The organism is Phycisphaerae bacterium, from assembly GCA_018003015.1.
Classification (GTDB): domain Bacteria; phylum Planctomycetota; class Phycisphaerae; order UBA1845; family PWPN01; genus JAGNEZ01.
In genome coordinates, this window is sequence record JAGNEZ010000006.1 from 105,384 (window position 1) to 120,353 (window position 14,970).

General features: G+C 63.9%; 7 protein-coding genes. 4 read left to right on the forward strand and 3 right to left on the reverse strand.

Going from position 1 to position 14,970, the window contains the following annotated elements:
- Positions 1–61 precede the first annotated feature (61 nt).
- From KA354_04505 to KA354_04520, 4 genes are all read left to right on the forward strand, one after another.
- Positions 62–967, forward strand: coding sequence for an amidohydrolase (locus KA354_04505; GenBank protein MBP7933892.1), 906 nt, complete (start codon positions 62–64; stop codon positions 965–967).
- Positions 968–1,185: 218 nt separating this feature from the next.
- Positions 1,186–1,764, forward strand: a complete 579-nt coding sequence (locus KA354_04510) for a DUF4416 family protein (GenBank protein ID MBP7933893.1) — start codon at positions 1,186–1,188, stop codon at positions 1,762–1,764.
- Positions 1,761–2,882: an undecaprenyl/decaprenyl-phosphate alpha-N-acetylglucosaminyl 1-phosphate transferase gene (locus KA354_04515; GenBank protein ID MBP7933894.1), complete on the forward strand. Its 1,122-nt coding sequence runs from the start codon at positions 1,761–1,763 to the stop codon at positions 2,880–2,882. Before KA354_04510 ends, KA354_04515 begins: the two co-directional genes overlap by 4 nt.
- Positions 2,872–5,178 carry an O-antigen ligase family protein gene (locus KA354_04520; GenBank protein ID MBP7933895.1) on the forward strand — a complete coding sequence of 769 codons (2,307 nt, stop codon included), beginning with the start codon at positions 2,872–2,874 and terminating at the stop codon, positions 5,176–5,178. The genes KA354_04515 and KA354_04520 overlap by 11 nt, the downstream gene beginning before the upstream one ends.
- Positions 5,179–5,273: 95 nt before the next feature.
- Here KA354_04520 and KA354_04525 read toward each other — a convergent pair whose 3' ends face one another.
- From KA354_04525 to KA354_04535, 3 genes are all read right to left on the reverse strand, one after another.
- Complete coding sequence (locus KA354_04525) at positions 5,274–9,374, reverse strand: hypothetical protein (protein MBP7933896.1); 4,101 nt, start codon at positions 9,372–9,374, stop codon at positions 5,274–5,276.
- Positions 9,375–9,970: 596 nt separating this feature from the next.
- The gene (locus tag KA354_04530) at positions 9,971–14,077 is read right to left on the reverse strand and encodes a hypothetical protein (GenBank protein ID MBP7933897.1); all 4,107 of its coding nucleotides are present in this window, start codon (positions 14,075–14,077) and stop codon (positions 9,971–9,973) included.
- A 616-nt stretch (positions 14,078–14,693) separates the two neighbouring features.
- Positions 14,694–14,957 carry a hypothetical protein gene (locus KA354_04535; GenBank protein ID MBP7933898.1) on the reverse strand — a complete coding sequence of 88 codons (264 nt, stop codon included), beginning with the start codon at positions 14,955–14,957 and terminating at the stop codon, positions 14,694–14,696.
- Between the last annotated feature and the right edge of the window lie 13 nt (positions 14,958–14,970).

Sequence of the window (14,970 nt, forward strand, 5' to 3'; positions counted from 1 at the left end):
TTTCCGAAGATAATACGACGACCGTGTGAAGTGAGGGTCCGAGATTGGATGGCCAGAGAGCATGATCGTTGACTGCCATACCCACGTTTGGGAATCCATCGAGCAACTGGGTCGGGGCACCGGTCAGGTCTATGGCCGGCCGCACGGGCATCGTTCCGCTTCGATCCCCCGGGCAGATATAGCCAGTCATCTCGCCGCTGCCAAGCCGGTGGACAAGTCGTTCGTACTGGCGTTCAAGAGCCACTACCTCGAGGCCGACGTTCCGAACGCCTACGTCGCCCGTTATGTCCGCCAGTACCCCGACCGGCTGATCGGGTTCGCCGGGCTGGATCCCTCGCGGCCCAAGGAGGCGATCGACGAACTCCGCCGGGCTCACGATGATCTGGGCATGCGCGGCGTGACCATCTGGCCGGCCGCCCAGGACTTCCACCCGGCCAGTTCGGCCGCCATGCGGGTATACGCCGAGGTCTCCCGGCTGCGGCTCCCCATGCTCATCCACCAGGACATCCACGTGGCCGAGAACTGCAAGATGGAGTTCGCACGACCATACCTGGTGGACGAGATCGCCCGCGAGTTCCCCGACCTCAAGATCGTCATCGCCCAGCTCGGCTACCCCTGGACGGAAGAGACCATCGCTCTGCTCTGCAAGCACCGCAACGTCTTCGCCGACATCAGCGGACTCCTTCACCAGCCCTGGGCAGCCTATAATGCCCTCGTGTCGGCTTACCAGGCGGAAGTCATGGATGCCCTGCTGTTCGGCAGCGACTTCCCGTACGGCAACGCGGCCGCCTGCATCGAGGCGTTGTACCGAATCAACCAGTTCTGCCACGGCACCAACCTGCCAACCGTTCCTCGTGAGCAGCTCCGCCTCATCGTCGAACGCGACGTCCTCAAGCTGCTAGACATCGAGTCCGACGGCGACACCGCTCCTCGCGAGCCGGATACAACGGTCATTCGCGACGAATAGGACGTGGCCAGGCTTGCTCTGGTGAAAACCTCCTCTTCCGTGCGCATCCAATCTGGACACAAGCGACCACTCGCTGGACAATGACTTCTGATAGTCTGCGGGCTGGCCCAGCACCAGGCCGCAGGGCCTCCCCCTGAACCCGGTCCTCAGCAAAGCTGGGCCGCTCGCCGTCACGCCCCCCCGTTGCATCGCTGGCCGGCCGGGATACACTGTTCGCCATGGGCACGGCTCGCTCTCCCAGACCGGTGAACCTCGTCTGCGGGTTGATCTCCAATGACCCCGACTTGATGAACCGCGCGGTCAAGTTGCTGGGCGAGCACTTCGGGGCGACCGATGAGGTCACGAAGCTGTGGCCTTTCGACGATACCGACTACTACGCCCTTGAAATGGGCGAGGATCTGCAGCGGCAATTCACCTCCTTCGAGCGAGTAGTCGATCCGGCTCAGTTAGCCGCGGTCAAGGTGCTGACCAACGAGATTGAGCGGCGGATTGCGCGGGACTGCGGGCTTACGGCGGACCGGCGGCCGGTGAACCTCGATCCTGGATACCTGACGCTCAGCAAGCTGGTGTTGGCCACAACCAAGGATTTTGGCCACCGGGTGTATCTCCGCGATGGGATTTACGCCGAGAGCACGCTGCACTATGAGCATGGGCGGTGGACGGCGTGGCCGTGGACATATCCCGATTACGCCGGCCCGAGGTACCACGAGTTCTTCGACCGCGTCCGCGAGCGCCTGCGGGTCAAACTCAACACATGGGCGGCAGAATCCAGCTCGGACAAGGGGACTACCCGGTGATATCTCGTGGTTCGATCGGCGTGGCTGTCGCCTCTCTCCTGGTCTCCCTGCTGATCAGCGCGATCCTGACTCCGATCGTCCGTCGCTGGGCGAGCCGGCGCGAGTTCGTGGATCGGCCGGGCCCGGTCGACAGCTACAAGAAACACAAGGTCCCGACACCCTACGGCGGGGGGATCGCGATCACCGTGGCCATCCTCGTACCCATGGCGGCCATGGTCCTGGCCGGCGTCGCGTTTAAGCATATCGAACCGAACCAGATCCACGCGTTCACGAACTGGCTGCCGCACTGGCCGCACTGGCTGGGTGGCGTCGCGATCAAGATCCCGGTCGCACTGGCCATCATCGCCGGGGCCCTGGTCATGCACCTCATGGGCATCATCGACGATCACTACCCGTTGTCTCCGTACTTCAAGCTGTTCATTCAGGCGGTGGTCGCCCTCATGCTCACCGCCGGCTTCAAGATCCGCGTGCTCGAGTTCCTGGGGCCGGTCCCTGCGGTCATACTGACCATGGTGTGGATCGTCGCCCTCACCAACGCGTTCAACTTCATGGACAACATGGACGGTCTGTCTGCGGGGGTCGCGGCGTTGACCGCGATCATGCTGGCCCTGACCTCACTGCTGGCCGGTCAGGTGTTTGTGCCCTGCATGCTGCTGCTGGTCGCCGGGGCGGTACTTGGCTTCCTGATCTACAACTTCCCGCCCGCCACGATCTTCATGGGCGACGCCGGCAGTCTTGTCGTGGGGTACATGCTTGCGGTGAGCGTCGTCCTGGTGACGTTCTACAATCCCGGACAGGACCGTGAGCCGTTCGGCGTTTTCGTGCCGCTGGTCATCTTCGCCGTGCCGATCTACGACATGGGCAGCGTGATGATCCACCGCTTGCGCAGCGGGGCGAGCGTCTTCCATCCTGACCGCCGCCACTTCTCGCATCGCCTGGTCAAGCTCGGCATGAGCCCGACGGCCGCCGTACTGACCATCTACTTGGCGACCACGGCCACGGCCATGCCCGCGATTCTGCTGCCGTTCCTGCACTGGGCGGGCGCGGTGCTCATCTTCGGCCAGTGTGTCTGCGTCGTGGCTCTGATCGCCGTTCTGGAATCGCGTGATGCATCCTGATCGACCGCCGTCCCGCTCCATTCCGGCTGCTTCGGCTGCTGCCCGGCTCGCATCGACTGCCCCCGTGGACGGGCGTCAGTGGATCGCCAGCATCCTGGAAAGGGTCGCGCTGTTCGTGCTGCTCATGCTCCTGGCCATGCGGCCGCTGTTGGGAGAAAGCTACGACTCCTCGTTGAACTCGATTTCCGCGGCAGTCGACCTGCCGGACACGATCAACCCGGCCACCACCGCATGGTTCGATCTGGTGATCTGGGCGGCGGGCATCCTGGTCGCCGGTGCGGCCGTACTGAGCCGTCGCGCCTGGCGATGGACCGGGCTCGAAGCCGGCTGGGTGCTGCTGATTCTGGCGGCCGTCGTTTCCACCGTTTTCGCCAGCAACCGGAGGCTGGCGCTCAACGGTTCGGCCGATTGGCTCGCTGCCGTGGTGATCGTCTTCCTCGTGGCCAACCTGAGCCGCGACCGGCTGCGGATCGCCCTGGTCCTGGCCGTCCTGGCCGCGTCGGGTGTGGCCACGGCTGCCAGGTCCGGTATGCAGGCCACAGTCGAGTTCAAGGAAACCTGGGACCATTATCAGAAGACCAAGGAGGAGTTCTGGCGGCGCCAGGGGATCCAGCTCACCGACGTCCGCGTCGACCTGTTCGAGCGCCGAATGAAGTCGCGCGAGGCCAGCGGGTTCTTCCCGTTCAGCAATGCCCAGGGTGCTCTGCTGGCCATGTGCGGGTTCTCGCTGCTGGGCCTGCTCGCCTTGCGCCGCCGAGCCCGTTGGCAGCAGATCGTGCTCGGCAAGCTGGCAGCCCTGCTCTTCCTGTTCATCCCCCTGACCGGCAGTAAGGCGGGTTGTGCCGCCGGACTCCTGGGATTGCTGCTGGGAGGGTACCTCTGGCTATACTCGGATGCCTGGCGGCCGCAATGGCGAAAGACTCTGGCGTCCGCCTGGGCGGCCATCGCAGTTTGCACACTCCTCGTGGCCATCTTCGGGTTCGTGCGCGGTGGACTGCCCGGCGACTCGCTGAACTTCCGCTGGCAATACTGGCAGGTCACCGGTCGGATTATCGCCGACACCTTCCCGACCGGCACGGGTGCCCTCAACTACGATTGGGCCTACCTGCTGCGCAAGCCGATCGAGTACCCCGAGGAAATCAAGGACCCCCACAACTTCGTGCTCTCCACCATCGCCCAGTGGGGCGCGTTCGGTGGCCTGGGGCTGCTGATCCTGCTGGCCGGCGGGTCACTGGTGCTCGCTCGGACCTGGGGCACGGCGGGGGAGGAATCCGTCGAGCCTGTGCCGGAAACGGCTGCGGAGAGGGCCGTCATGCTGCGGTGGTGGGGTGCCTTGGCCATCGGCTTCTTCCTGCTCCGGATCCTCCTGTTCAGCGGTCTCTGGCAGCGCGATGCCTCCGGCCAGGCGATGGTCATGTTTGACCTTGGCCTCTACGGTGTTCTTTGGGCCTTCTCGCTGGGGGCATTCCTCTGGCTCGGTCTGGAGGGCCAGCCGAGGGAAGGCGATTGCTTCCGCATCCCCATCCTGTGTGCCGTGTTAGTGTTCCTGCTGCACAACACGGTTGACAGTTCGATGTTCTTCGCGGGAACACTGACTCCTTTCGCGGCTTTGGGTGGGCTTCTCCTGGCCTCGGCAGGTGCCGGTTCCGCCTCCCCTCGCTCCATCCGCGCGGTTCGTCTGGTCTTCGCCGCGGCGGCCTTGGGATTCCTTGCCCACCTTGCAGTGAACGTGATCCCGGTGTCCCGATCCCGGGCCGCTCTGGCCGAGTCCAGGTCCAGGGACTTCGACGATCGCGCCCTCGCCTGCTTTGCCGAGGCCGCAGCCGCCGATCCCCTGGATCCGACGCCGTCGGCCGATCTGGCCAGTGCCTGCTTCCGCGATCCATCGCCCGAGGCCCTCACCGCCGGCCTCGAAGCCCTCGATGAGGCCATCCGCCGTGATCCCAAACGGATATCCCATCAGCAGTGCCGCATGCGGGCCCTGGAAGCCGCCTTCCAGACCGGGGGCACGCCCGCCGACCTCCAGGCCGCCATAGCCGCCGGACGTCGGTGCACGGCCATGTATCCTGCTTCGCCCGACCACCACCTGGAGCTGGCCGCTCTGCTGGACCGCGCTCGAACAGCCCTGTCCGATCCCGCCCTCCTCGACGAAGCCGTCCGCGAGTACCGCGAAGCCCTGCGCCTGAACGATGCCCGCCCCATTGCCGAGCCTCGTCGCTGGCCCCCCGAACATCGCCGCCAGGTTCAATCCCGCCTGGAGGAGCTGCTGGCGTCCCGAACCCGCCCGGCTGGCTGAATGGCCGCCACCTGCATGAAGGCGACAAAAGAACACGGCCACGGGCGATTCGTGCACCCGTGGCCGTGTCGGAGTGTTACCTACCTTGCCCTAGATTATCCCGGGCAGTTGGCGGTCGCTGTCCACGGAATCTCGGGTCCCGTGTAGCAGTTCTGGAACGCCGCGAAGTCGGTGGCGTTGATGAGGCCGTCGTCGTCCTGGTCAAGGCAGGAGCATCCCGCGGCCATTTCACCCGCGTCACCCGTGAAGCACTGTTGCCATACGCCGAAGTCCGACTGATCTACGTCGGTGTCGCCATCCGTGTCCGCGAACGGGATCGGGCACGGGGTGACCGTCTGGAATACCTTGGCGGCATTCCCGACATTCACGATTTCAGGCGTGATGGTCCCATCGATCGAGACGATGAACTCTTTGAAGTGGAGGTCCTCGCCGCCGCCGCGCTCGTTCATGTCGATCTCGAACTTGTAGAGACCGTCCTGGTCCGCGACGACGTAGAAGTACCGCTCCGAAGCACCCTTCAGGGGCCCGGATTCGCCGACGACGTTTCCGTCGAGATGCGGCGTCGTACCGCCCATCCACATCTTGAACCCGTCGTCAGTACTCACGGACAAGACGTGCCCGCCCTTGGTCAGGGCCAGGTAGCCGGTCACGCGAACGGCGAAATCCTCCTCGTTGGTGCCGGTCACCAGGTTCGGGTCGGTGAAGCCGGACATGCCCGGGAAGGTGTTGTCGCCGAAGTCGACCGTCTCGGTGATGGCGGTCACCCCCATCGTGCCCTGCTCATTGAGGCTCGGAATGCCGAGCAGGACCGCATCCAGGAGCTCGGTGCCGGAGATGTTGTCCCGGAACACGTTGCGGTCCCAGTCCCAGTCACCGTAACCGCTGATATTGAAGGTGGCGTTCACGGTCTGGACCTTGAAGCCGGGGTCAGCAGCGTCCTTGATGCGTCCGGCGCTGGCCGATGCCGGCAGGCGGACCGGGTTGGCGTGGGCCGTCGAGGCCGGGGCCGCGGTCAGGGTGCGATAGACGCTGACCGTCGAGCCGCCGTTGATCAGCACACGCTTGGTGGCCGCCGGATTGGCCGGATCGGCAATGTACTGGAACACTTCCATCGCGAAGCCGCCGCCTCGCTCGAAGACATCCGCCCGGATGTCGTAGAGGCCCGGCTCGTCCACCCAGATTGAGTGATACCAGTAGTCGCGCGGTCCGGTCGGATCCCGGAACCAGGTCACGCGCTGACCGGCAATCCAGAGGTTGCCGCCGTCATCGCCATTGATGTTGAGAGCATAGGCGCCCGCCTCCGGGAACAGAATGTAGCCCGTGGCGGACACGACGAAGTCCTCGTTCTCGGCCGTGGGCAGGATTACGGTACCCGATGGATCGAAGGCGTTCACGTCACGATCCGGGTAGCCGTTCGACGCCGTGAAGATGCCGGACGCCCTGGTGATGCCATCCGTACCATGGTCGGAGTAATTGAGCGTGAGCGAGGTATCGGTCAACTCGGTGCCAAACGGGACGGGGATACTGGCCAGGCTGTTCTCGGCCAGCGCGGTCCCGCGATAATCACCATCGATCGCCACGAGAGCGGCGAACTCTGGCAGTTCCTTAACCAGCTTGGCGTTCCAGCCCAACTCGCCTTCCTGGCCGACATTGGCCACCTTGCGGTCGGCGGTAATCCGGATGCCACGCGGCTCCGGCATCGGTGCATCGGCCGGGATGGTCGCCTCGGTCCAGACGGTAATGGCGTTGGGATCGGTCGCGGTGTTCAGCACGACCATGCCGTCGCCATACGTGGCCTCGCCGAACTCGAGATACGCATCGCCGCCGAACTCGGCAAACTCGACGGTGATGGCATACACGCCGGCCTCGGCAAGGTTGATCGGCAGGGCTTCATAGTTGGTGCCTGCCCCGCTGTAAATGGTCTGATTGCCGAGCTTGAGGGTGAAGTTGTCGTCGGACCGCAGCCAGAGGTAGTAGCGGCCGGCTCGCGGGAAGTTGGCGTAGCCCCAGGCTTTCACGCCGTAGCCATCCGCGCTGAGATAGTAGTCGCTGGCCGGCGGACCGGGATTGGCCCCGGCGTCGAACCCCCACGGTATGGGTCCCAAAACAGGAGTGATACCCGGGAATTGCTCATTGTTGGGTATCATGCCGCCCTCGGTCTCGTATGGGGCATCCCACACCTCGTTGGAGTATGTCCAGTTGCCGGCTGAGCCCGAAACCGTGACGTGCAGGTGGATCGTCCAGTCCGTGTAGTTCAGTCCGCTGGCCGTGGTGACGGGATAGGCCACGTTGGGCATGGCTTCGAGCATCCGCTGAGCGCTGATAACCTCGTCACCCTCCTCGTCATAGGCCATGCCGCCCCAGCTCCAATCGGTGGGAGCCTTGACGACCTTCAGGTTGAACTTCTGCTCGCCGCCAACGACGGCGCCCTGGATCTTCTGGCTGGCGAGCACGTCGACGCCATGGGGCGGCACGCTGGCCAGGATGTCCATCGGGATCGCGCCCAGGCTGGAGCCGTAGATCACCGGATGATCAGGCATGCCTTCCGGCCGGGTGTTGCCCACCAGGACGTACTTGGGTCCGAGCAGCAGCTGGTCGGGGATTGCGACAACCCGGCTGAACTCGATACCTGAGCCGCCGCCGCCTTCCCAGTAGATGATCTGGATCGGATAGACGCCGGGCTCGGAAACGGTGACGCCGAAGGTGGTTCCGGCATCGCAGCCCCGCCCGGCGTCGAAGTAGCCGATGACCTGGTTGGTCGTGCCGGTTCCAATGACGCAGCAGAAGCCGTCATCGGAGCTGACGTTGAAGAAGTAATCCTTGGCTTCGGGGAAGCAGATCCAGCCTTTGAACACGGCTCCGTAGTAATCGGCACTGTTTACACCGGGCATCTGCCGTTTGCCGCCGTTGTGGCCGCCGCACCCATTGACATCCGCGTAGTTGACATCCTTCTGGGCGTGGAGGTTGGCGGCGACGAGACCGTGAGTCTCCGCGTACTGCAGCCAGTAGGCGGCCGGGCCGAGGTAGTTGTTCCAGTTGCGGACATAGCTGTAGACCTTGACATCCCAGCCATCCACCGCCGGATTAGGCAGGGTGGCGGGGCAGTCTGCGGCCTTGCCGGCAGGGTTGAGCGGCACCGGCGTCGGCAGACTGGCGATGGGAACGTCGATCGGGTCGCAGGCCGTGCCCGGGTCACTCAAGACCGTGGTGTTCACGACGATGTTGTCGACCTGATGAACGGCGTTGCAGCCACCGGTCGAGCCGGTGACGCCGAATACGGCGGTGGGGAACTCTGCCGGCCAGGCTCCGACGCAGCCTTCAAGAACCATGATGCCGTAGGGCTGGCCGACCGGATCATCCATGCCGTAGGAGTAGCCGGCGCCGCCGGTGGCCGGGTCCACCTTGAGGTACACGCGGACCTTGCCGGTGCCGCCCTCGGCCGGATCGTTGTAGAAGATGGTGAAATGCACCGGCTGGCCGCCATCGCCGGTCGTGACCATTCGGGGAATAGAGCCCGCACCCACGACGTCGACGTTGGTGATCAAACTAGGAAGCCGGTCCGTGCCGCGTCCGCCCGGATTCCACAGAGCATAGACGTCGAGACCCACGTGGTTATTCTGATCAGCTCCGGGCGGATCGAGGCCAGCCTCCTCCGTGTTGTACCAGACGTCAAACTCGATGGCCAAGCCGTCGAGCCCGCCCCAGGACACACCGCCGCCGCCGACGCCGATCTTGTTGACGGCATCCGCAACGGATGTGGTCACAGGCATCAGCGCGATCACGCCACCGTCCGCCGGGCTGCAGACATTGCCCGAGCGAAGGATGAGGTCGAACTCGATTCTGATGGCCTGGTTAGTCAACTGAATCGGATAGTCGCCGGAGTGGGCTCCGGCGCCGTTGTACCAGGCCGCGGCCGCGCGGCCGTCCTGGTTCTGACCGGGATGGATCAGGTTGAGCCGCCCGGGGCCCGTCCAAGAAGCACCGTAGTCCACGGTCATGCCCCAGCCGTCCGGATCCTGGGTGAACACGGCAGGCGGATATGCCGCGTTGTTGCTGATACACGTCCACCCCGTCGGAGTGCTCAAGTGTGCGTACGAATTGAAATTCTCGCTGAGACTGAAGGGGGTCTGGCCATTGGCTCCAACGGCGGCCACCAGACCCACTAGAGCGCAACACAAACAAAGACTGCGGCGCATGCGACATGTCCTCCCAAAAAAGAAACGACCTTTGTCTCCTGCTAGCAGCAATGCGCGCAGCAGAACCGACACAGCGTACGGAACCACTACATGCAACGCTGCTCTACACTTCCGAAAAGCCGCCAGGTTGTTCAGGGTAGCGAACGGGGTGCCTACACCACCAACGACACCACCCCCGCGCGTGCTCCTCTTACCGAAACACACGCCCTACCAGACTCCATTTCAGGTTGTGATAACGACTGGAGCCGACTCCGCAGCCGCTTTCTCTCTCCTTTACAGCTTGTTCAAAACGGGAGATCCAGGCGTTGAAATGGGCGACAGCCCGATCCCATCCGTTTTCGGCCCAAGCTGGACCGCTTCGATATGGCGGCCACCTCAAGCCGACTATCTTACTATACCACGTCCCTGGGCTTCGTCAAGGCCCAAAGGCGGGAAGATGCGGGCTGATCGCCGGTAAAAAATGGAATGAGAGGCCTGCGGCGCCCGCCCGGCGTGCGATGGAGCGGCGTCGGGCGGACGCACACAGGATACACGACCATGGGCGCGTCTGGCGCCCATGGTCGTGTCGGAGTGTTGCTTACCCAGGATCGTCCTGATCAAGGAACGCAATCAGGTGTCAACGCCTGGGTCCAGATGATCGCGGGTCCCGTGTAGCAGTTCTGGAATGCCGCGAAGTCCAGGGCGTCGATGGCATCGTTGCTGTCCTGGTCCAGGCAGGAGCATGCCTGGGCAGCTCCGCCCACCTCGCCCGTGTAGCAGAGCTGCCATGCACCGAAGTCCCTCTGGTCCACGTCGCCGTCAGCGTCCGTATCCGCGAACGGGATCGGGCACGGGGTGACCGTCTGGAATACCTTGGCGGCATTCCCGACATTCACGATTTCAGGCGTGATGGTCCCATCGATCGAGACGATGAACTCTTTGAAGTGGAGGTCCTCGCCGCCGCCGCGCTCGTTCATGTCGATCTCGAACTTGTAGAGACCGTCCTGGTCCGCGACGACGTAGAAGTACCGCTCCGAAGCACCCTTCAGGGGCCCGGATTCGCCGACGACGTTTCCGTCGAGATGCGGCGTCGTACCGCCCATCCACATCTTGAACCCGTCGTCAGTACTCACGGACAAGACGTGCCCGCCCTTGGTCAGGGCCAGGTAGCCGGTCACGCGAACGGCGAAATCCTCCTCGTTGGTGCCGGTCACCAGGTTCGGGTCGGTGAAGCCGGACATGCCCGGGAAGGTGTTGTCGCCGAAGTCGACCGTCTCGGTGATGGCGGTCACCCCCATCGTGCCCTGCTCATTGAGGCTCGGAATGCCGAGCAGGACCGCATCCAGGAGCTCGGTGCCGGAGATGTTGTCCCGGAACACGTTGCGGTCCCAGTCCCAGTCACCGTAACCGCTGATATTGAAGGTGGCGTTCACGGTCTGGACCTTGAAGCCGGGGTCAGCAGCGTCCTTGATGCGTCCGGCGCTGGCCGATGCCGGCAGGCGGACCGGGTTGGCGTGGGCCGTCGAGGCCGGGGCCGCGGTCAGGGTGCGATAGACGCTGACCGTCGAGCCGCCGTTGATCAGCACACGCTTGGTGGCCGCCGGATTGGCCGGATCGGCAATGTACTGGAACACTTCCATCGCGAAGCCGCCGCCTCGCTCGAAGACATCCGCCCGGATGTCGTAGAGGCCCGGCTCGTCCACCCAGATTGAGTGATACCAGTAGTCGCGCGGTCCGGTCGGATCCCGGAACCAGGTCACGCGCTGACCGGCAATCCAGAGGTTGCCGCCGTCATCGCCATTGATGTTGAGAGCATAGGCGCCCGCCTCCGGGAACAGAATGTAGCCCGTGGCGGACACGACGAAGTCCTCGTTCTCGGCCGTGGGCAGGATTACGGTACCCGATGGATCGAAGGCGTTCACGTCACGATCCGGGTAGCCGTTCGACGCCGTGAAGATGCCGGACGCCCTGGTGATGCCATCCGTACCATGGTCGGAGTAATTGAGCGTGAGCGAGGTATCGGTCAACTCGGTGCCAAACGGGACGGGGATACTGGCCAGGCTGTTCTCGGCCAGCGCGGTCCCGCGATAATCACCATCGATCGCCACGAGAGCGGCGAACTCTGGCAGTTCCTTAACCAGCTTGGCGTTCCAGCCCAACTCGCCTTCCTGGCCGACATTGGCCACCTTGCGGTCGGCGGTAATCCGGATGCCACGCGGCTCCGGCATCGGTGCATCGGCCGGGATGGTCGCCTCGGTCCAGACGGTAATGGCGTTGGGATCGGTCGCGGTGTTCAGCACGACCATGCCGTCGCCATACGTGGCCTCGCCGAACTCGAGATACGCATCGCCGCCGAACTCGGCAAACTCGACGGTGATGGCATACACGCCGGCCTCGGCAAGGTTGATCGGCAGGGCTTCATAGTTGGTGCCTGCCCCGCTGTAAATGGTCTGATTGCCGAGCTTGAGGGTGAAGTTGTCGTCGGACCGCAGCCAGAGGTAGTAGCGGCCGGCTCGCGGGAAGTTGGCGTAGCCCCAGGCTTTCACGCCGTAGCCATCCGCGCTGAGATAGTAGTCGCTGGCCGGCGGACCGGGATTGGCCCCGGCGTCGAACCCCCACGGTATGGGTCCCAAAACAGGAGTGATACCCGGGAATTGCTCATTGTTGGGTATCATGCCGCCCTCGGTCTCGTATGGGGCATCCCACACCTCGTTGGAGTATGTCCAGTTGCCGGCTGAGCCCGAAACCGTGACGTGCAGGTGGATCGTCCAGTCCGTGTAGTTCAGTCCGCTGGCCGTGGTGACGGGATAGGCCACGTTGGGCATGGCTTCGAGCATCCGCTGAGCGCTGATAACCTCGTCACCCTCCTCGTCATAGGCCATGCCGCCCCAGCTCCAATCGGTGGGAGCCTTGACGACCTTCAGGTTGAACTTCTGCTCGCCGCCAACGACGGCGCCCTGGATCTTCTGGCTGGCGAGCACGTCGACGCCATGGGGCGGCACGCTGGCCAGGATGTCCATCGGGATCGCGCCCAGGCTGGAGCCGTAGATCACCGGATGATCAGGCATGCCTTCCGGCCGGGTGTTGCCCACCAGGACGTACTTGGGTCCGAGCAGCAGCTGGTCGGGGATTGCGACAACCCGGCTGAACTCGATACCTGAGCCGCCGCCGCCTTCCCAGTAGATGATCTGGATCGGATAGACGCCGGGCTCGGAAACGGTGACGCCGAAGGTGGTTCCGGCATCGCAGCCCCGCCCGGCGTCGAAGTAGCCGATGACCTGGTTGGTCGTGCCGGTTCCAATGACGCAGCAGAAGCCGTCATCGGAGCTGACGTTGAAGAAGTAATCCTTGGCTTCGGGGAAGCAGATCCAGCCTTTGAACACGGCTCCGTAGTAATCGGCACTGTTTACACCGGGCATCTGCCGTTTGCCGCCGTTGTGGCCGCCGCACCCATTGACATCCGCGTAGTTGACATCCTTCTGGGCGTGGAGGTTGGCGGCGACGAGACCGTGAGTCTCCGCGTACTGCAGCCAGTAGGCGGCCGGGCCGAGGTAGTTGTTCCAGTTGCGGACATAGCTGTAGACCTTGACATCCCAGCCATCCACCGCCGGATTAGGCAGGGTGGCGGGGCAGTCTGCGGCCTTGCCGGCAGGGTTGAGCGGCACCGGCGTCGGCAGACTGGCGATGGGAACGTCGATCGGGTCGCAGGCCGTGCCCGGGTCACTCAAGACCGTGGTGTTCACGACGATGTTGTCGACCTGATGAACGGCGTTGCAGCCACCGGTCGAGCCGGTGACGCCGAATACGGCGGTGGGGAACTCTGCCGGCCAGGCTCCGACGCAGCCTTCAAGAACCATGATGCCGTAGGGCTGGCCGACCGGATCATCCATGCCGTAGGAGTAGCCGGCGCCGCCGGTGGCCGGGTCCACCTTGAGGTACACGCGGACCTTGCCGGTGCCGCCCTCGGCCGGATCGTTGTAGAAGATGGTGAAATGCACCGGCTGGCCGCCATCGCCGGTCGTGACCATTCGGGGAATAGAGCCCGCACCCACGACGTCGACGTTGGTGATCAAACTAGGAAGCCGGTCCGTGCCGCGTCCGCCCGGATTCCACAGAGCATAGACGTCGAGACCCACGTGGTTATTCTGATCAGCTCCGGGCGGATCGAGGCCAGCCTCCTCCGTGTTGTACCAGACGTCAAACTCGATGGCCAAGCCGTCGAGCCCGCCCCAGGACACACCGCCGCCGCCGACGCCGATCTTGTTGACGGCATCCGCAACGGATGTGGTCACAGGCATCAGCGCGATCACGCCACCGTCCGCCGGGCTGCAGACATTGCCCGAGCGAAGGATGAGGTCGAACTCGATTCTGATGGCCTGGTTAGTCAACTGAATCGGATAGTCGCCGGAGTGGGCTCCGGCGCCGTTGTACCAGGCCGCGGCCGCGCGGCCGTCCTGGTTCTGACCGGGATGGATCAGGTTGAGCCGCCCGGGGCCCGTCCAAGAAGCACCGTAGTCCACGGTCATGCCCCAGCCGTCCGGATCCTGGGTGAACACGGCAGGCGGATATGCCGCGTTGTTGCTGATACACGTCCACCCCGTCGGAGTGCTCAAGTGTGCGTACGAATTGAAATTCTCGCTGAGACTGAAGGGGGTCTGGCCATTGGCTCCAACGGCGGCCACCAGACCCACTGCAGCACAACACACAAACAGATGGTAGCGCATGCGACATGTCCTCCCAAAAAAAGAAATGACCTCGTTTCCCTGCCAAACGGCGGTAGGAGCGCGAGCCGACACCACGACATGCAGGGTGTACGCCCCCGGCGCCGTCGTACTCTCGAGATAGGCCGATCGTTCAATAAGGTCAACGACGTGAGTGCTTCACATCCCCACAGTCGTCGCCCCCGCATGAGCATCGCTTGGGCGCGCTCATGGCACGCAGGACTCCAAATCACCGAAGCTCCAACGAGAACCTGATCTCCAGCCTCTTTCTGTTTCCCTAGACCGTCGATTTGCATGTGGGACCCAGGCACTGATATGAACGCTATCCTGATCCCATCCGTCCTCGGCACTCGCCGCGTTGACATGAGAGCGACTCTGTGCCGACATCCGTAATATAGCACGATCGCTGCCTGGGTCAAGGGCCAAAATCGCAGGGCTTTGTTTTGCGACACGCCCGAGGATCTTCAAGCGTAATCCGCTTGCCGGCTGGCTGTGGGCGGCATGGGGACCAGACAAGGCTGGGTTCGGACGGCCGCTTCGGCTTAAGGGGCGCTTTAGCTACGGTGATCGCCCAACTTCTGCGCTCTCGGGAAGCGCTTGGCCTTCAAGCACCTCGCGGTCAGTCTGGCATGGGCTCAGCCTGCTCGCGCGGCGAGGTGAGGTCCCGTCCTGAGGCCCATCGACTGGTGTCTTGTTTCTGGATTGCGACAGCCATGAGATCGGCGAATACGTCCAGGGTACAGGCAGACGCGGGTACGCCCATGGCCGCGAGCCTGGCGGCGATCGCATGCTCAGAACTCGAGACGCCCTCGTCACTCAGGGCCAGGAGGACATTGAGCTGCACGCCGGCGGCCACCAACGCGGTCGCGTTCAACGTCGGCATCTTTGGGTCACGG

Excerpts from the sequence above, each read along its gene's own strand:
- KA354_04510 (MBP7933893.1), top strand. The coding sequence starts at position 1,186 with ATGGGCACGGCTCGCTCTCCCAGACCGGTGAACCTCGTCTGCGGGTTG.
- KA354_04505 (MBP7933892.1), top strand. The coding sequence starts at position 62 with ATGATCGTTGACTGCCATACCCACGTTTGGGAATCCATCGAGCAACTG.
- KA354_04520 (MBP7933895.1), top strand. The coding sequence starts at position 2,872 with ATGCATCCTGATCGACCGCCGTCCCGCTCCATTCCGGCTGCTTCGGCT.
- KA354_04530 (MBP7933897.1), bottom strand. The coding sequence starts at position 14,077 with ATGCGCTACCATCTGTTTGTGTGTTGTGCTGCAGTGGGTCTGGTGGCC.
- KA354_04535 (MBP7933898.1), bottom strand. The coding sequence starts at position 14,957 with ATGCCGACGTTGAACGCGACCGCGTTGGTGGCCGCCGGCGTGCAGCTC.
- KA354_04525 (MBP7933896.1), bottom strand. The coding sequence starts at position 9,374 with ATGCGCCGCAGTCTTTGTTTGTGTTGCGCTCTAGTGGGTCTGGTGGCC.